This is a genomic window from Duganella fentianensis, from assembly GCF_009857835.1.
Lineage (GTDB): Bacteria > Pseudomonadota > Gammaproteobacteria > Burkholderiales > Burkholderiaceae_D > Rugamonas > Rugamonas fentianensis.
Window position 1 is genome coordinate 653,960 of sequence record NZ_WWCL01000002.1, and the last position, 18,899, is coordinate 672,858.

The window sequence follows — 18,899 nt, forward strand, 5'->3', positions numbered from 1 at the left end:
CGGGCAGGGAATAAAAAAGGGCCAGACCTTGCGGTCTGACCCTCGCTGCTGCAGGCTGCCGCAGCAGCCTTATACAGAAATTACTCGTAGTCGCTCATGGGCGCGCAGCCGCAGAACAGGTTACGGTCGCCGTAGACGTTGTCGGCACGGCCGACTGGTGGCCAGTACTTCTGCTTGCGCAGCGATGGCACCGGGTAGGCAGCGACTTCGCGGCTGTACTTGCGTTCCCACTTGTCGGCGGTCAGCACTTCGGCCGTGTGCGGAGCGAATTTCAGCGGGTTGTCCAGCTTGTCGAATTCGCCGCTTTCCACTTTGGCGATCTCGCCGCGGATGGTGATCATGGCGTCGATGAAGCGGTCCATTTCGGCTTTCGATTCCGACTCGGTCGGCTCGATCATCAGCGTGCCCGGTACCGGGAAGCTCATGGTCGGCGCGTGGAAGCCGAAGTCCATCAGGCGCTTGGCCACGTCTTCGTTGCTGATGCCGGTGGCATCCTGCAGCGGACGCAGGTCGATGATGCACTCGTGGGCAACCAGACCGTCGTGGCCCGAGTACAGCACAGGGTAGTGCGGCGACAGGCGGCGGGCGATGTAGTTGGCGTTCAGGATAGCCGTTTCGGTCGCAGCGGTCAGGCCTTCGGCGCCCATCATGGCGATGTACATCCACGAGATAGGCAGAATGCTGGCCGAGCCGAATGGTGCGGCGCTGACCGAGCTGATGCCGTCTTCGCTACGCACGTAGCCGTTGGAGCGCTGATTAGGCAGGAACTTGGCAAGGTGTGCACCGACGCCGATAGGACCAACGCCCGGGCCGCCACCACCGTGCGGAATGCAGAAGGTCTTGTGCAGGTTCAGGTGCGATACGTCGCCGCCGAAGGCGCCCGGTGCGGCCACGCCCACCAGTGCATTCATGTTGGCGCCGTCGATGTAGACCTGGCCGCCGTGGCTGTGGATGATTTCGCACAGTTCCTGGATACCTTCTTCGAACACGCCGTGGGTCGACGGGTAGGTCACCATCACGCAGGCCAGATTCTTCGAGTGCAGTTCGGCCTTGGCTTTCAGGTCGGCCAGATCGACGTTACCGTTGGCGTCGCAAGCGGTCACCACCACCTGCATGCCGACCATGTTGGCCGACGCCGGGTTGGTGCCGTGGGCCGAGGACGGAATCAGGCAGATGTTGCGATGGCCTTCGCCACGCGACTGGTGGTAAGCCTGAATCACCAGCAGACCGGCGTATTCGCCTTGCGAACCGGCGTTAGGCTGCAGCGAGATGGCGGCGTAGCCGGTGACTGCGCACAGCATTTCTTCCAGCTGGGCGATCATCTCGCGGTAGCCCACGGTTTGCGCCTGTGGTGCAAACGGGTGGATGTTGGAGAATTCCGGCCACGTCACAGGGATCATTTCCGAAGTGGCGTTCAGCTTCATGGTGCAGGAACCCAGCGGGATCATGGTGCGGTCCAGCGCCAGATCCTTGTCGGCCAGCGAACGCAGGTAGCGCAGCATCTCGGTTTCCGAGTGGTAGCGGTTGAACACAGGGTGGCTCAGGTAGGCGCTGGTACGGGCCAGTTCGGCGGCGTAGGCAGGTGCCACGGTGGCTTCCACAGCGTCCAGATCCGGGCAAACGGTGCTGCTGCCGGCGGCCTGTGCGAACACGGTCCACAGCAGGGCGATGTCGTCACGGGTGGTGGTTTCGTCGAGCGACACGCCGACGTGGGTAGCGTCGATCTGGCGCAGGTTGACGCCGTTGGCCAGCGCAGCAGCGTGCACGGCAGCAGCGTCTTTGACAGCCACGGTCAGGGTGTCGAAGAAGCTGGCGTTGACGATGCTGTAGCCTTGGGCCTTCAGGTTGGCAGCCAGTACGCCGGTGTAGCGGTGCACGCGCTGGGCGATCTGCTGCAGGCCTTTAGGACCGTGGTAGACGGCGTACATGGACGCCATCACAGCCAGCAGTACTTGTGCGGTGCAGATGTTGGAAGTGGCTTTTTCGCGGCGGATGTGCTGCTCGCGGGTTTGCAGTGCCAGACGGTAGGCCTTGTTGCCTTGTGCATCGATGGTGACGCCGACCAGACGGCCGGACATGCTGCGCTTGAATTCATCGCGGGTAGCCAGATAGCCGGCGTGCGGGCCGCCGAAGCCCAGCGGTACGCCGAAGCGCTGGCTGTTACCAACGACCACGTCGGCACCCCATTCGCCCGGTGGCGTCAGCATGGTCAGGGCCAGCAGATCGGCCGCTACGATGACCATCGCGCCGGTGGCTTTCACGGTGGTGACAGCGTCTTTGTAGTCGCGCACGACACCATTCACGCCCGGGTATTGCAGCAGCACGCCGAAAGCGTCCGTTACGCCAGCCAGTTCGGCGGCGTCAAAAGTCTTAACGGTGATGCCCAGCGGTTTGGCGCGGGTCTGCACCACTTCCAGCGTCTGTGGCAGCACGTCGTTGGCGACGTAGAAGGTGGTCGATTTGGATTTGCCCACGCGCTGGATCAGCGTCATGGCTTCCGCGGCCGCCGTGCCTTCGTCCAGCATCGATGCATTGGCGATGCCCATGCCGGTCAGGTCGGTGATGGTCTGCTGGAAGTTCAGAATCGCTTCCAGACGGCCTTGCGAAATCTCTGGCTGGTAAGGGGTGTAGGCGGTGTACCAGGCCGGGTTTTCGAAGATGTTACGCAGGATGACGCCCGGCGTATGGGTGTTGTAATAGCCCTGACCGATCAGCGATTTCAGTACCTGATTCTTCGAGGCGGTGGCTTTCAGCTTGGCCAGCGCATCCTGTTCCGGCAGTGGCTGGGCATAGGCGCCCAGTGGCAGCGGGTTTTTGTTGCGGATGTTGGCGGGAACCAGTGCGTCGATCAGGGCTGCGCGCGTAGCGTAGCCGAGCAGGGACAGCATTTCTTGCTGTTCAGCGGCGTCCGGGCCGATGTGGCGGGCGATGAAAGCGTCACGCGCTTCGAGTTGGGTCAGGCTGGTACGGGTCATGATGTGTCAGGGCCGATAGAGGAATACGAGGAAAACGGGGGAGGTACTACCTTGCATTGCCGCCCGCGCAGAGGCAGCACTGCGCGCGGCTAGGCAATAAGCAAAAGGCCAGCATAGGCTGGCCTTCAGCTGCATTAATGGTCGGTGGTCTTGCCGTAGGCGGCAGCGTCCAGCAGGCCATTGATGGCGCCAGCATCAGCTGGTTTGATCTTGAACAGCCAGGCAGCGTAGGCATCGCTGTTGATCGACTCGGGAGCGTTCACCACGTCGTCGTTGACGGCGATGATTTCGCCGGCGATAGGAGCGTAGATGTCGCTCGCTGCTTTGACCGATTCCACCACAGCGGCGTCGTCGCCGGCGCCGAAGCTGGCACCGACTTTAGGCAGTTCGACGAAAACGATGTCGCCCAGTGCATCCTGTGCGAATTCGGTGATGCCGACGGTAACGGTGCCGTCTGCTTCAGCGCGTACCCATTCGTGGGATTCGGTGTACTTCAGGTCTGCAGGGATATTCATGTGTGGCTCCAGAGTGTGAGAGTGATGTTGATATTAATTGTCGATATCGGCTAATCAGACAGCCAGAATTTTACCGTTACGGACGAACGGCAGCTTAACTACCGAAGCGGCCAGTTTCTTGTCGCGGATTTCCACGTGTACGGTGTCGCCTACGGCCACGTTCATTGGCACGCGGGCCAGCGCAATCGCCTGCTGCATGGTCGGGCTGAAGGTGCCGGAAGTGATTTCGCCGGTAGCGTCGGTGCCGGCCACGATGACTTTCTGGTGGGCGCGCAGTACGCCGCCTTTTTCACGCAGGATCAGACCGACGAACTGGGCGTTCTGGCCCATGCTCTGCAGGGCAGCCTTGCCGATGAAATCGCGCTCGGAAACCAGATCGATGGTCCATGCCAGACCGGCGTCCAGCGGGTTGACGGTTTCGTCCATGTCCTGACCGTATAGGTTCATGCCGGCTTCCAGACGCAGAGTGTCACGCGCGCCCAGACCGGCAGGTTTGACGCCAGCGGCGGTCAGCGCATTCCACAGCGCTTCGGCCTGTTCGGCAGCGACGCCGATTTCAAAGCCGTCTTCACCCGTGTAGCCGGTGCGGGCAATCATCGCCTCGCCGAAGACAGCGCTCTGGGCGAAGGCCACGTTGAATGGCTTCATGTCGGCGCTGGCGGCCTGCGATTCAGGAATCACCTGCCATACCTTGGCGCGCGCGTTCGGGCCCTGCACGGCGATCAGCGCCATCGCATTGGCGCCATCGCGGCGCTGGGTGATGGTCAGGCCGCTATTGGTAGCGCTATTCTGCTGCTGCATCCATGCCACGTCTTTTTCCGCCGTGCCGGCGTTGACCACCAGACGGAACCAGCTTTCGTTGATGAAGTAGACGATCAGGTCGTCGATCACGAAGCCTTGCGGGTTCAGCATGCACGAGTACAGGGCTTTGCCCGATACCTGCAGCTTGTCGACGTTGTTGGCCAGCAGGCCGCGCAGGAAGGCGCGCACATTGTCGCCCTTGATATCGACTACGCACATGTGGGCCACGTCGAACATGCCGACATCGCTACGCACAGCATGGTGTTCTTCGATTTGCGAGCCGTAGTTGACAGGCATATCCCAGCCGCCGAAATCGACCATACGGGCGCCGGCTGCGCGGTGGGCATTATTGAGGGGGGTGGCTTTGAGCGTCATGGTACTCGGTCCAAATCGTGAGGGGTTAACAGAACACACAAGAAGCGCCCGCTAGTGCGGCACTTCGCAATGATCGCAGCCCCTCTGTCCTTGGTACCTGAGAGATTACGGGACGGGGATACCGTGCTCCGTGCGCCCCTTCGGTGGATCGCTGGCCAGTGCCGCGATCGCTCTCCAGAGTTGGCCCAGTTGGCATCCCGCTGGTGCGGTCGCGCTGGTCCCTTGATTGGTCCTTTTGCCTGAGAGTTTTTGGGTAGTGCCCCTTCGGCGGCAACGCTGGTTTGCCCTCTCCCGATCAAGACTCGGGAATATATGTCAGAAACAGGGTTAATGTCAATCTGGAACGCATGGACAGGCCCGCTTGCAGGGCGTTTGCGGCGCTTGAGTGCGCGCACGAAAGGCGCACGGCTGGCGCCCGTAAAACCTTAGCTTTGCTAGAATAAATTGCACCATTTCATGGGAGGTAACATGGGACAGGAAGCCGGAAAATATGCGGGGCACGGGTGGTACACCCTGTCGGGCGATGTGAATAGCGATATGGTGCGGCGCGTGTTCGACGCCGTGGCCGATATGACGGAAGACCACATCAGCACCGCGCATCTGCTGATCCAGTCGAACGGCGGCTATGTGAGCGACGGTATCTGCCTGTACAACTACCTGAGCAAGCTGCCCATCAAGTTCATCACCTATAACGCGGGCGCCGTGGCGTCGATCGCCGTCACGCTGTTTCTGGCCGGTGCCGAGCGCTATGCCAGCAGCACTGCGCGTTTCATGGTGCACAAATCCCATGCCAGTGCGCCACACGGGGCGCGGCCCGATGCGCTGCGCATCATCGTGGAAGGTTTGCAGGCCGATGATGCCCGCACCGAGGCCATACTGCGCCAGCATGTGCAGCTGGAAGAGCAGCACTGGCGCATCCATGCCTATTCCGATCTGCACCTGACGGCAGCCGAGGCGCTGGGTGTGGGAATGGTGCATGGCGTGACGGACTTCATTCCGCCGGCCGGGCAGCGGGTCTGCAACATCTGAAAATTTTCCACGCAGAAATGCCTTGATGCTATTGCCATGTGGAAATAATGTGCCAGAATGATGGTAGGACAGATTAAGGCAGAAATAAGTGGCCATGGTTGCAATTTCCACATCATCGAACGCCAGACACCGTGCCGTTTCGGCACGCCATGCCGTGCTGGAGGAGCTGATTGCGCTGGCCAGGCAGCAGGTCGAGGCCCAGTTGCTGGGGCTGGTGCAGCGGCTGGCCCAGTGTCTGCTCGACGGTAGTGCGGTACAGCCCGAGACGGTGCAGGCGCGGCTGCGCGCCGGCAATGGCCTGCGCCAGCGTCAGTATGCTTTTCTGCCTATGGCCAGTGGCGCGCTGGAGCAAGCCTTGCGGCGCGAGATGGCGGCGCTAGCGCCGGCCTCGGCGCCGGCTGCCCGTCCGGCGGTCGAACTATCCCTGTCGCTGGTGCCATTCGAGGAGATGGACCAGCAACTGGCCATGGCTGGTCTGGCCAGGCCATTCGAGGTGCGCCATGCGGCGGCCCTGCAAAGTCTGAATGGGGGGCTGGCACGGCTGTTCCAGCGCGATACTCTGAGGCTGGCCCAGTTGCCGTTCCGTCCAGAAGTTTTTCTCACCGCCATATGGCAGGCCTGGCAGGAGTTCGGGCAGGACGATGCGGCTGCGCTAGGGCTGGCCGAGCTATGCCAGCCAGAGGTGTTTCTCGATCTTGCACCCGTGCTCGAAGCATTGAACAGCTGTCTGCAGCGCCATCTGGCCCTGAGGCCGGAGGTCTCGAGCGTGCGGGTGGTGCCGGTCGAAGTCAGTGTGGCGCCATTGCCGCCTGAAGCTTTTCAGGGTTCTGCAGAATCCGCGCTGGCGCCATCCGCGCACCGGTCCGGCGACCATGGCGGACGCGCCACTCAGGCTGTCCATACTGGTCATGATGCCCGTAGCGCCCAGACGGCACATGCGAGCCACGCCAGCCATGCCGACCGGAGCGAGCTGGCTCACAAGCTGCGCCAGTTCTTTGCGGCCGGTCCGGTGCGCAGCGCGGTGGCGAGCGAGGGCGGAGGCGTCGCTGCAGCGGCGGCCGCGCCGTCATCGCTACTGGCCTATCTGGCGCAGTGGCCGCGCATGCCCATGCCACCGGCCGAGGCTAGTGGCGGCGCCGGTTTTGCTGCGGATTCGGCCGCTGATGCCAAGGCCGGCGCAGGTATGAGCACCGCTGGCGCAGCGCCAGCCAGCACAGGCGGTGCACAGATTTTTTATCTGCCCCAGCTGAAGGCCGGGCTGCCGCGGGGTAGTCTGAGCCATGCCGATGAAGGCACCATTGATCTGCTGTCCGCCGTGTTTGAAACCGTGTTCCGCGATCACAACATCGCACAGGAAATCCGCGATCTCATGCTGCTGCTGCAGATCCCCGTGCTCAAGGCGGCGCTGATGGACCAGCAATTCTTCTTTCAGGACCAGCATCCGGCACGCAAGCTGATCGATCTGCTGTCGCGACTGGGCTGGGAACAGCGCATGGTGCCCGATGCCGGACGCCTGCAAGCCATGCAGCGCAGCGTGGAGCGGGTCGGGCGCGATGGCTCGGAAGAAGCAGCCGCATTTGCCACTGCCGTGGATGAGCTGGAAGCTACACTGGCCGCACAGGAACAGCAGGAGACAGAGCGCATGGCTGCGCCCATCGCCGCTGCCCTCAAGCAGGAAAAAGCGCTGGTAGCGCGCCGGCAGGCCGAGGCCGCGCTGGCGGCGCGGCTGGACGGCGTGGAAGTAATGGCGCTGGTGCGCGATTTCCTGTCGCAGCGCTGGATCGAGGTGCTGGCATTTGCCTACCGCATCGAAGATGAAAAGTCCGGCGCGATCGATCATGCTACCTGTGCCATGGACGAGCTGCTGTGGAGCGTACAGCCCAAGCTGAATGTGCATGAACGCAAGCGTTTGCTGCTGAAATTGCCCGCCCTGCTGGGCGCGCTGAATAAGTGGCTGGATCTGGTGCAATGGCAGGGCGAGGAACGGGTGCAGTTCTTTGCCGAGCTGGCCGAGTGCCATGCCGCCATCGTGCGCGCGCCGCTGGAACTCAATCCTGAACGCCAGCTTGAACTGGCGATTGCTGCCGGCAAGGGGGACGCGCTGCAGCGTGCCGCAGCTTTGCCGCCCGACATCGTACTCGCAGGGGCGCAAGCCATGCGCCTCAGTGACGATGTGGCAAGTCTGCAACGGGGCATGTGGCTGGAGTTCGATCAGCCCGGCGCTGCCTGCCAGCAAGTCAAGCTGGCCTGGGTCAGTCCTCTGCGCAGCCTGTACATTTTTGCTACGGCCAGCCGCCAGGAAGCGTATTCCCTGAGCGCAGACGAGCTGGCCCAGCGCTTTGATGCGGGCAGCGTCCGTATCGTCTGCGACACGGATGTCGTCAGCGGCGCACTCAACCAGGCGCTGGCCCGCGCTGCCTGAATTTCGCCGTATTTCATGTTGTCTTAATGAAAATATGTCATGCTAGGGGTATCGACGCTAACTATTGATATGCAGCAATTTCTACGTGTTTTACTATTGCTTGTGTTTTAATGGTGGCCTTGGCCTGCTTGGGTGTCGCGGGTGCCGCCAGGTGCCCGTTCAACGGTGATAGATAAGACAGCGATAGGGCGAGCGGAATGATGATGTGGTGGCATGGCCTCAGTATGGTGGGGAGTCTGGCGGTAACGGCGCCTATCGGCGTGGCAATCGCCATCTGGCTGGTGGCTGGCCGTTCCTGGCATCTGACGGCGGCATGGTGCGCTCTGTTCGGTGCCGGCATGGCGCTGGTAGTGGCGACCAAAGTGGCGTTCATGGGGTGGGGTATGGGAGTGAAAGCGGTGGAGTTCGCCGGTTTCAGTGGCCATGCCATGCGGGCGGCGGCGGTGTTCCCGGTCGCCTTTTTCCTGCTGGTGCGTAACAGGACGCTACCATGGCGCGTGGCTGCTACAGTGGCTGGCGTGGCGCTGGCTGTGCTGATCGCCATTTCCCGGGTGTACGTCGAAGCCCATTCCGTCTCCGAGGCGGTGACCGGTTGCATACTGGGCTTGCTGGTGGCCGCCAGTTTCATCTGGTATGCCAGCGTGCAGCAGCACATGGTAATGAGTCGCTGGCTGTTGCTGATGTGTCTACCGATCGTGCTGATCGCACCGCGCGTGGAACCGGTGCCGGCGGAGCAATGGATTGCACAACTGGCAATGCATTTGTCGGGCCGCGACCAGACCTATACCCGTGCCATCTGGCGCAAGCCGAAAACCCTGCAGCACTCGTCGTCAGGGGGATTCTCCCTGTGAAAATGGCCTGATTCAGAGTGCAAAATGGTATTATTGTGAAGTTTTTCAGCCCAAACACCAGATAACAACGTGCGTCTTTCTTCCATCAAATTGTCGGGATTTAAGTCTTTCGTTGATCCCACCAATTTTCAGGTGCCGGGTCAACTGGTTGGCGTAGTCGGTCCCAATGGTTGCGGCAAGTCGAATATTATCGATGCCGTACGCTGGGTGCTGGGCGAATCCAAGGCTTCGGAACTGCGTGGCGAATCCATGCAGGACGTGATTTTCAATGGCTCCACTCACCGCAAACCAGCCGGACGCGCTTCCGTCGAACTGGTGTTCGATAACAATGCGGGCAAGGCAGCCGGCCAGTGGGGCCAGTACGCGGAAATCGCCGTCAAGCGCACGCTGACGCGCGACGGCACTTCGACCTACTACATCAATGGCCAGCCCGTGCGCCGGCGCGATATTCAGGATATTTTCCTCGGTACGGGGCTGGGGCCGCGTGCCTACGCCATCATCGGTCAGGGCATGATCAGCCGCATCATCGAATCGCGGCCAGAAGAGCTGCGTGTGTTTCTGGAAGAAGCGGCCGGCGTTTCCAAGTACAAGGAAAGACGGCGCGAGACGGAAAACCGCCTGCACGATACGCGTGAAAATCTGCTGCGGGTGGAAGACATACTGCGCGAACTGAATACCAACCTGGAAAAGCTGGAAGGGCAGGCGGCCGTGGCCACCAAGTTCCACCAGCTGCAGGCCGATCAGGAAGAAAAGCAGAAGCTGCTGTGGTTGTTGCGCAAGATCGAGGCAGAGAACGAGCAGAAGAAGTATTTCCGCGAAGTGGAACTGGCGCAGAACGAGCTGGAAGAGCAGACGGCCAAGCTGCGCAATGTGGAACTGTCGCTGGAACAGACGCGGCAGGCGCACTTTGCTGCCGGTGATCATCTGCATACGGCGCAAGGCCATCTGTACCAGACCAATGCGGAAATCGGCAGTCTGGAAGCGCAGATCAAATTCGTCGTCGAATCGCGCACCCGTCTGCAGGCCCAGCTGGCCGCTCTGACGGCCCAGCGCGACCAGTGGCAGCATCAGGCTAGCGAATACGCGGGCCAGATCGAGGAAGGCGAGTTCACGCTGGAAGAACTGTCGGCCAAGGTGGAGCAGGCGCAGATAATGGCCGAGCAGAAGGCTGAAGCGCTGCCCATGCTGGAACAGACCTGGCGCGAAGCGCAGACGCTGAGCGTGGAATCGCGCGCCCGCATCATGCAGGCGCAGCAGCAACTGGAACTGGAATCGGCCCATCAGCGCAATGCCAACAATATTCTGAACGGGCTGGCGATGCGGCGCGAACGGCTGCAGCAGGAAAAGAATGGACTGAGCCTGCCCGATAGCGCGCATCTGGAAAACCTGCGTCTGCAGCTGGAAGAAAAGCAGCAGGCGCTGGAAGAGCAGAACATGCTGCTGGAAGAAGCGCTGGAACAGCAGCCGCAGATCGAAGCGGAACGTCAGCTGGCGCAGCAGCAGGTGCAGACCGAGACGGCCACCAACGCCCAGCTGGAAGCGCGTCTGAATGCACTGCGCCAGATGCAGGAACGGGTGCAGTCGCAAGGCAAGGTCACGCCATGGCTGCAGAAGCACGAACTCGATACGCTGCCGCGCCTGTGGCAGAAACTGCATATCGAAGAGGGCTGGGAGAACGCACTGGAAGCCGTGCTGCGCGAGCGCATGCAGGCTTTGCAGATGTCGAACATCGAATGGGCGCAAGCCTTCTTCAACGATGCACCGCCGGCCAAGCTGGCGCTGTTTGCACCGTCGAACGCGCAGCCGTCGCAGATGGCGGAAGTGGCGGGGCTGACGCCGTTCATTAGCCTGCTCAAGCTCAACGATCCATCGTTGCGCGTCTTGCTGCAGGACTGGCTGCACAACGTCTATCTGGCGGAAGATGCGGCCAGTGCTTTTGCGCGCCGCGCGCAACTGCCGGCAGGCGGCTGCTTCGTCACGCGTCAGGGCCATGCGATTACCCAGGGCAGCGTGCGTTTCTATGCGGCCGATTCGGAGCAGGACGGCATGCTGGGGCGCCAGCAGGAAATCGAGAACATCACCAAGCAGCTGCGCGCCCAGCAGATGCTGGCCGACGAAGCGCGTGCGCGTGCCGTGCGTGCCGATGCTGCCGTCAGCAATCTGACGCGCCAGCTGGCCGAGTACCGCGCTAAGTTGCAAAGCCTGCAGGCCAGCGTGCATACGCTGCAGCTGGAAGTGGTGAAGGCGGCCGAAGTGGAAGCGCGCTTCAAGCAGCGCAGCGGCCAGCTGGAAGCCGATCTGGCCGAAATCACCGCGCAGGAAGAAGAGCAGACCCAGATCAAGCTGGAATCGGAAGAGAAATTCGAACAGCTCGATATGGAGCTGGGCAATCTGCAGGGCGAGCACGAAGACCAGCAGACCGTGTTCATGGAAAAGGAACAGCGGCTGGCCGACGCGCGCGAAGCGCTGCGCGATCTGGAACGGGCCGCGCAGGAAGCCCAGTTTGCCGAGAAGTCGCAGCGTAGCAAGATCGAGGAATACCGCCGCGCGATTGCCACCGCCAGCGCGCAGGTGGCGCAGGTCACGCAGAGTCTGGAAGCGGGCCAGCAGGAACTGGCCAGTCTGGAGTCTGGCCAGAGCAACGACGGTCTGCAGGACTTGCTGGATCGTCGTACGGCGCAGGAAAAAGCCCTGTCCGATGCGCGCCATGAACTGGACCAGATCGCCCAGCAGCTGCGCATGTTCGAAGAAGGCCGCATGTCGACCGAACGCGCGCTGCAACCGCAGCGTGACAAGATCATGGAGATGCAGCTCAAGGAGCAGGCCGCGCGCCTGAATCTGGAGCAGTATGCAGCCCAGCTGGTGGAGGCGCAGGCCGACGAAGCGGCGCTGGCAGAGAAGCTGCATCCCGATATGAAGGCTTCGTATCTGCAGGGCGAAGTGACGCGCCTGACCAATGCCATTGCCATGCTGGGCGCCGTTAATCTGGCGGCACTGGAAGAACTGGCCACGGCATCGGAGCGCAAGAACTTCCTCGACATGCAGAATGCCGACCTGACGGAAGCCATCAATACGCTGGAAGATGCGATCACCCGCATCGACAAGGAAACCCGCGATCTGCTGCAGGACACCTTTGACCGCGTCAACGGCCACTTCTCGGAACTGTTCCCGATACTGTTCGGCGGTGGACAGGCCAAGCTGATCATGACGGGCGACGAGATACTCGACTCCGGCGTGCAGGTGATGGCCCAGCCGCCGGGTAAAAAGAACGCCACCATCCATCTGCTGTCGGGCGGCGAAAAAGCCCTGACGGCGACGGCGCTGGTGTTCTCCATGTTCCGCCTGAATCCGGCGCCGTTCTGCCTGCTCGACGAAGTCGATGCACCGCTGGACGACGCCAATACTGAACGTTTTTGCAGGATGGTCAAACGCATGTCTGACCAGACCCAATTCCTCTTCATCTCGCACAACAAGATTGCGATGGAGATGGCCAATCAACTGATCGGTGTGACGATGCAAGAGCAGGGCGTATCGCGCATTGTGGCGGTGGATATGGAATCCGCTGCCAATTTTGCTACTGAGGCACAAGCAGCATGACAGACCTACAACTGAGCTTAATCGGCATAGCCGGCGTATTCGTCGCCGGCGTTTACAGCTACAACAAAATTCAGGAATACCGCGCCCGCAAGAGTGTGGACCGGGCCTTTGCCAACGATCATGACGACGTGCTGATGCGCGTCGGCGAGGTACCGGCCACGCGCCACGAGCCTAGCTTCGCGGCGGACGACGATGCGCCGGGGCTGGCCGGGGGCGAGGCTTCGGCTGCTGCTGCCGCGCTGGAAGCCGTGGCTGCCGGGCTGGATAGTGAAGCGGCCGAACGGGCCGCGCTGGAAGCAGCGGAAGCCGCGCGCCACGCCCGTGCCGAAGCAGCGCTGGCGCTGGTCGATCCGCAGATCGATTGCCTGCTGCCGCTGGCGCTGGAAAGCGCCGCCCGTGGCGACAAGCTGCTGCCCGTGCTGCAGACCTTGCGCATGGCCGGCAACAAGCCTGTGCATTTCATCGGCTATAGCGTGGCTGGCGAGTGGGAGCCTATCGTGCATGGCGGCGTGTACACCAAGCTGCAGGGCGGCGTACAACTGGCCAGCCGCACCACCGCGCTGAACGAACTCGAATACTCGGAACTGGTGACGCGTTTGCGCGCCATGGCCGATGAAATCGGCGCCGAGCCGGAAGTGCCGGACATGATAGAAGTGATGGCGGAAGCACGCAATCTGCACCGCTTCGTGGCCAGCCACGACGCCCAGCTGGGCGTGAACCTGCAATCGAATGGCGCACCATGGGCCATCGCGACCCTGATCGGTGCGCTGGAAAAACAGGGCTTCGATGTGCGCCCGGATGGCCGTTACGTGATGCCGGACGGCGAGGGCGGTAGCCTGTTCAGCCTGTCCACCAATGTTACGCTGGCGGAAGAAACCACTTCGCGCCTGACGCTGCTGCTGGATGTGCCTTGCGTGGCACCGGCGCGCGACGGCTTCGGTGCCATGGTGGCTTGCGCCCGTTCGCTGATGACGCGTCTGGACGCCACCATCGTCGACGATTACAACCAGCCCCTGTCCGATGCCTCGCTGGAGGAAATCGCCGGTCAGGTGCAGGACTTCTACACCGAGATGAACGACGCCGAGATTCCGGCCGGTTCGGCACGGGCGCTGCGTCTGTTTAGCTAGGAAGTGGCATGACCGAAGTAGATTTTCAGGCGCGCATCGCCGCTCTGAGCGCAGAGCTGAACCGCCATCTGCACGCCTATCACGTCGAGGATGCACCGACCATCCCCGACGCCGAGTACGACCGTCTGTTCATCGAACTGCAGCAGCTGGAAGCAGCCCATCCGCAATGGGCGCTGCCCGATTCGCCCACCCAGCGGGTAGGCGCGGCGCCGCTGCCCCAGTTCGATCAGGTCACCCACAGCGTACCCATGCTGTCGCTGAATAATGGCTTCACCGACGAAGATATCGAGAACTTCGACCGGCGCGTGCGCGAAGGGCTGGATGCCGTCGCTGCGGTGGAGTATGCGGCCGAAGTCAAATACGACGGGCTGGCCATCAATCTGCGCTACGAGCACGGCCTGCTGGTGCAGGCTGCCACGCGCGGTGATGGTTATACAGGTGAAGACGTGACGACCAATATCCGCACCATCCGCAGCATCCCGCTGCGTCTGAAGACGGATACGCCGCCCGCCGTGCTGGATGTGCGCGGCGAAGTGCTGATGTTCAAAGCGGATTTTGAAGCGCTCAATGCGCGCCAGCGCGATGCCGGCCAGAAGGAATTTGTCAATCCGCGCAATGCGGCGGCGGGCAGCCTGCGCCAGCTCGATTCGCGCATTACGGCGCAGCGCAAGCTGAGTTTCTTCGCCTACGGCGTGGGTGCACTGGAAGGCGCGCCTATGCCGCTGTCGCACTCGGCGCTGCTGGACTGGTATCGCACGCTAGGCCTGCCCGTGGCGAAAGAGGGTGCCGTGGTGCGCGGCTATGAAGGCCTGATGGACTACTACGCCCGTATCGGTGCGGCACGTCCCACCATGCCTTACGAAATCGACGGCGTGGTGTACAAGGCCAATCTGCTGCAGGACCAGCGTACGCTGGGCTTCGTGTCGCGCGCGCCACGCTTTGCGCTGGCCCATAAATTCCCCGCCGAAGAAGCGCTGACCACGGTGCTGGCGATCGAAGTGCAGGTAGGTCGCACGGGCGCCATCACGCCGGTAGCGCGGCTGGCTTCCGTGTTTGTCGGCGGCGTCAACGTGACCAACGCCACGCTGCATAACGAAGACGAAGTGCGGCGCAAGGATGTGCGGGTGGGCGATACGGTGATCGTACGCCGCGCTGGCGACGTGATACCGGAAGTGCTGTCCGTGGTGCTGGAACGCCGCCCGCAGCCGGAACCGGCCATGTATGTACTGCCGCGTAGCTGCCCCGTGTGCGGCTCGCACGTGGTGCGCGAAGAAGGCGAAGCGATAGCGCGCTGCTCGGGCGGGCTGTTCTGCTCGGCCCAGCGCAAGGAAGCCATCCGTCACTTCGCCGGCCGGCGCATGATGGATATCGAAGGTCTGGGTGACCGCTATATCGACAATCTGGTCGAGCATGGCAAGGTGCAGCGCGTGGCCGATCTGTATGCGCTGACTCTGAACGATCTGCTGGAAATGAAGCGCCTGGCCGATGAACGCGACGGCACTACGCCGGAAACCGTGGTGCAAGGTAAGGTGGCGACCAAGTGGGCCGAGAATCTGCTGGAAGCGATAGCCGCCAGCCGCAAGCCGCCGCTGGAACGTCTGCTGTTCGCACTGGGCATACGCCATGTGGGCGAGTCGACCGGCAAGACGCTGGCCGAATGGCTGGGCCGCTTCGATCTGATCCGCCGCGTACCGAGCGCGCTGCTGCGCGTGCTGCCCGATATTGGCGGCGTGGTGGCCGATTCCATCGCCGAGTTTTTTGCCGAGCCTAAGAATCAGGAAGCCATCGATGCACTGCTGGCGGCCGGTGTGACGCCGCAGGGCGAACATGCGCCTAGCGCCAAGCTGCGCGAGAAGCTCGATCCCGTCAAGCTGATGGCGGCGCTGGGCATACCCAAGCTGACCGAAGCGCGCTGCAAGCAGCTGGTGGAGCAGGAAATCACGCTGCAGGTGCTGGCCCATCTGCCCGTATTCAATGTGTTCGGCCTGCCCGCCGGCGTGGCCGAGGCGCTGGAAGACTGGATGCGACAGGAAGGCCATCGCGATCGGCTGATTGCGCTAGATCATTTACGCAATGACCTGCTGGCCCAGTTGCCCGAAGCTGTTGCAGAAGGGCCGCTGACGGGCAAGACCTTTGTGCTGACCGGCACGCTGCCCGGCTTGAGCCGCGATCAGGCTGGCGCTATGATCGAAGCACAGGGCGGCAAAGTTTCGGGTTCCGTTTCGAAGAAGACCCATTATCTGGTGGCAGGCGCCGACGCCGGCAGCAAGCTGGCCAAGGCACAGGATCTGGAAGTAACCATTATTGACGAAGCAGGGCTGCTGGCACTGCTTTCCGCACAGGGATAACACACTACGATGTCGAAGATTACCAAAGCAGTTTTTCCGGTGGCCGGTCTCGGTAGCCGCTTCCTTCCCGCCACCAAGGCGCAGCCGAAAGAGATGCTGCCCATCGTGGACAAGCCGCTGATCCAGTATGCAGTAGAAGAAGCGGTGGCAGCCGGTATTACGGAGATGGTGTTCATCACGGGCCGTAACAAGCGCGCCATCGAAGACCATTTCGACAAAGCCTACGAGCTGGAAGCGGAACTGGAAGCAGCCAATAAACAGGCGCTGCTGGAACTGGTGCGCAATGTGATCCCCAAGCACGTCAACTGCATCTACATCCGCCAGTCCGAGCCGCTGGGGCTGGGCCATGCCGTGCTGTGCGCCCGTCCCATCATCGGCGACGAACCGTTTGCCGTACTGCTGGCCGATGACTTCATGGATACGGCGGAAGGCGTGGCGCCCGTGCTGGCGCAGATGACGGCGCTGCATGCGTATGAACGCTGCAGCATACTGGCGGTGCAGGAAGTGCCGCGTGCAGCCACCCGCCAGTACGGCATCGTCAGCGCGTCGGCCTACCAGCCCAAGCTGGAACTGGTACATGGCATCGTCGAGAAACCGAAACCGGAAGATGCGCCGTCCACGCTGGCCGTGGTGGGGCGCTATGTGCTGTCTGGCCGCATCTTCAACTATCTGGAAAATCTGGGCACCGGCACGGGCGGCGAGATCCAGCTGACCGACGGCATTGCCGCGCTGATGAAGGATGAACGGGTACTGGCTTACCGCTACGACGGCACGCGCTACGACTGCGGTTCCAAGCTGGGCTACCTGAAGGCCATGACGGCCATGGGCCTGAAGCACGCGGAAACGGGCAGCGAGTACTGCAAGTTCCTGCGCGATATGCACGGCCTGATCGAAGAGGGGGCGTCCAAGTGACAGTCCGCGAGATTCTGAAGATGGGCGACCCGCGCTTGCTGCGGGTGGCCGAACCGGTGACGGAGTTCGATACGCCCGCCATGCGCACGCTGATCGCCGATATGTTCGACACCATGCATGCAGCCAACGGCGCCGGGCTGGCCGCGCCACAGATCGGCGTCAATCTGCAGCTGGTGATCTTCGGTTTCAAACAGAATCCGCGCTACCCCGATGCACCGCAAGTGCCGGAAACCGTATTAATCAATCCCGTGCTGACGCCGCTGTCGGACGCACAGGAAGAGGGCTACGAGGGCTGTCTGTCCGTGCCCGGCCTGCGCGGCAGTGTGCCGCGCTACACCAGCCTGCGCTATCAGGGCGTGGACCAGTACAATCAGCCCATCCTGCGCGAAGTGGACGGTTTCCATGCGCGCGTGGTGCAGCATGAAGTCGACCATCTGCTGGGTATCCTGTACCCTATGCGTATCCGCGATTTCTCCCGCTTCGGCTATACCGAAGTAATGTTCCCCGAGCTCGACCCCAACGACGACGATTAAGGAAAAGCTGCATGAACCAGCAAGGCCCAGTGCGCATCCCCGTGCAGAAAGCTGCCCGCCCCAAGGTTGGCAGCGAGCGCGGGGTATTCCAGATGGGGACCTCGAAGATCAAGCGGGTCGGCGTGGCGCGCTGGTACTGGGGCGACGTCTACCACTGGATGCTCACGCTGAGCTGGCCGAACTTCTTCACCCTGATCGGGGTCAGCTACCTGCTGACCAATCTGTTCTTCGCCGCAGCTTTCTTTGCCGTGCCCGGGTCTATCGCCAACGCCCGTCCCGGCTACTTCCCCGATGCGCTGTTCTTCTCCATCGAGACGCTGGCCACGGTGGGCTATGGCTATATGAACCCCGGCTCCACCTACGGCCATCTGGTGGCATCGACGGAAATCCTGTTCGGCATGGTGCAGATTGCCGTGGTCACGGGCCTGCTGTTCGCGCGCTTTTCGCGGCCCACTTCACGTATTCTGTTTTCCGATGTGGCCGTGATCACGCCGTTCAATGGCGTGCCTACTCTGATGCTGCGCGCCGGTAACGAGCGCGGCAACCTGATACTGGAAGCGTCCGTACGTGCCTCGCTGATCCGGCGTGAAATGACGCAGGAAGGCCAGCTGTTCACCCGCTTTTACGACCTCGAGCTGGAACGGGAAACCACCGGGGTATTCGCGCTGACCTGGACCATTCTGCACCGCATCGATGAATCCAGCCCGCTGTGGGGCAAGACGCAGGATGATCTGCTGCGCGAAGCAGCCACGCTGTCGGTGCTGCTGACGGGGACGGACGATACCCTGAATGACTTCGTGCATGCGCGCCAGACCTATTCGGCCGACCACATTTTCTACAACCACCACTTTGCCGACATCATGTCCGACAAGCTGGAAGGGAATGTGCGCATCCTCGATTACAGCAAGTTCCACGATATCTATCCGGACGGCTCCGAAGGCGGCAATATGCCGGGTGCCGCACTGGCCCACCCGGGCTAGAGCTGGCCAGCGCCACCGAGCAGGTCGCCCGCATCGAGCAGGGCGTAGACGATTTCCGGATGGCTGGACAGACAGCGCCGTACGGCGGCCGGCACGGCTTCGCGGGTGCGGCGGCACAGGCCGGGCTGGGGTGCCAGCCGGATCTGCAGGCCCATCACGGTACGCACGCCGTTCACGCTGGGCGTAATGGTCAGTTGCACGCCCAGCAGTTCATACAGCCGTGCCTCGATGCGGCGCAGGTCCGCATAGCTGCCCATGGCTTCGATGCGGGCGATCAGATGCTTTTCCTCTTCGCGCGTGAGCTGCATGATGCGGATATCGGTGCTGTCCGGCCGGTCGCACCATTGCGCCAGCAGCTCGTCGCGCTGGCAGTCGCAAGCACCGGGCGGGCATTCCTTACGGAGCGGGAAGGGTGGCGCAGCAGGCATGGAAAC

13 protein-coding genes and 2 riboswitches are annotated in these 18,899 nt (G+C 62.1%); of the genes, 9 read left to right on the forward strand and 4 right to left on the reverse strand.

All coding sequences use genetic code 11. From position 1 onward, the window contains the following. Positions 1-80: 80 nt before the first annotated feature. From gcvP to gcvT, 3 genes are all read right to left on the reverse strand, one after another. Positions 81-2,975, reverse strand: a complete 2,895-nt coding sequence (gene gcvP / locus GTP23_RS10800; RefSeq protein WP_161035136.1) for an aminomethyl-transferring glycine dehydrogenase — start codon at positions 2,973-2,975, stop codon at positions 81-83. A gap of 134 nt (positions 2,976-3,109) precedes the next feature. Further along, on the reverse strand, positions 3,110-3,490 hold the full coding sequence (gene gcvH / locus GTP23_RS10805) for a glycine cleavage system protein GcvH (protein WP_155435279.1): 381 nt from the start codon (positions 3,488-3,490) through the stop codon (positions 3,110-3,112). A gap of 54 nt (positions 3,491-3,544) precedes the next feature. Continuing rightward, positions 3,545-4,666 (reverse strand): glycine cleavage system aminomethyltransferase GcvT, encoded by a 1,122-nt coding sequence (gene gcvT / locus GTP23_RS10810; RefSeq protein ID WP_161035137.1) that lies wholly within the window; start codon positions 4,664-4,666, stop codon positions 3,545-3,547. A 74-nt stretch (positions 4,667-4,740) separates the two neighbouring features. Further along, positions 4,741-4,854, reverse strand: a riboswitch (glycine riboswitch). A gap of 29 nt (positions 4,855-4,883) precedes the next feature. Further along, a riboswitch (glycine riboswitch) is annotated at positions 4,884-4,970 on the reverse strand. Between the two features lie 164 nt (positions 4,971-5,134). On the opposite strand from gcvT, the gene GTP23_RS10815 reads away from it, so the two are divergent. The 9 genes from GTP23_RS10815 (at position 5,135) to GTP23_RS10855 (ending at position 18,465) form a co-directional block, all read left to right on the forward strand. Continuing rightward, positions 5,135-5,695 (forward strand): ATP-dependent Clp protease proteolytic subunit, encoded by a 561-nt coding sequence (locus tag GTP23_RS10815; RefSeq protein ID WP_161035138.1) that lies wholly within the window; start codon positions 5,135-5,137, stop codon positions 5,693-5,695. A 94-nt stretch (positions 5,696-5,789) separates the two neighbouring features. Continuing rightward, positions 5,790-8,117 (forward strand): DUF1631 family protein, encoded by a 2,328-nt coding sequence (locus GTP23_RS10820; protein ID WP_161035139.1) that lies wholly within the window; start codon positions 5,790-5,792, stop codon positions 8,115-8,117. Between the two features lie 197 nt (positions 8,118-8,314). Further along, positions 8,315-8,968, forward strand: a complete 654-nt coding sequence (locus GTP23_RS10825; RefSeq protein WP_161035140.1) for a phosphatase PAP2 family protein — start codon at positions 8,315-8,317, stop codon at positions 8,966-8,968. A gap of 69 nt (positions 8,969-9,037) precedes the next feature. After that, positions 9,038-12,565, forward strand: coding sequence for a chromosome segregation protein SMC (gene smc / locus GTP23_RS10830; protein ID WP_161035141.1), 3,528 nt, complete (start codon positions 9,038-9,040; stop codon positions 12,563-12,565). Continuing rightward, positions 12,562-13,692 carry a cell division protein ZipA C-terminal FtsZ-binding domain-containing protein gene (locus GTP23_RS10835; RefSeq protein ID WP_161035142.1) on the forward strand — a complete coding sequence of 377 codons (1,131 nt, stop codon included), beginning with the start codon at positions 12,562-12,564 and terminating at the stop codon, positions 13,690-13,692. The genes smc and GTP23_RS10835 overlap by 4 nt, the downstream gene beginning before the upstream one ends. Positions 13,693-13,700: 8 nt before the next feature. Continuing rightward, complete coding sequence (gene ligA, locus GTP23_RS10840; RefSeq protein WP_161035143.1) at positions 13,701-16,040, forward strand: NAD-dependent DNA ligase LigA; 2,340 nt, start codon at positions 13,701-13,703, stop codon at positions 16,038-16,040. Positions 16,041-16,049: 9 nt separating this feature from the next. Beyond that, positions 16,050-16,952 carry a UTP--glucose-1-phosphate uridylyltransferase GalU gene (galU, locus tag GTP23_RS10845; protein ID WP_161035144.1) on the forward strand — a complete coding sequence of 301 codons (903 nt, stop codon included), beginning with the start codon at positions 16,050-16,052 and terminating at the stop codon, positions 16,950-16,952. Next, positions 16,949-17,485, forward strand: coding sequence for a peptide deformylase (gene def / locus GTP23_RS10850; RefSeq protein ID WP_161035145.1), 537 nt, complete (start codon positions 16,949-16,951; stop codon positions 17,483-17,485). The genes galU and def overlap by 4 nt, the downstream gene beginning before the upstream one ends. A gap of 11 nt (positions 17,486-17,496) precedes the next feature. After that, positions 17,497-18,465 carry an ion channel gene (locus GTP23_RS10855; protein ID WP_161035146.1) on the forward strand — a complete coding sequence of 323 codons (969 nt, stop codon included), beginning with the start codon at positions 17,497-17,499 and terminating at the stop codon, positions 18,463-18,465. On the opposite strand, the gene GTP23_RS10860 is transcribed toward GTP23_RS10855, so the two are convergent. Next, entirely contained in the window at positions 18,462-18,893 is a 432-nt protein-coding gene (locus tag GTP23_RS10860; RefSeq protein WP_161035147.1) for a hypothetical protein, read from the reverse strand. The two genes, GTP23_RS10855 and GTP23_RS10860, sit on opposite strands and share 4 nt — an antisense overlap. Positions 18,894-18,899 lie beyond the last annotated feature (6 nt).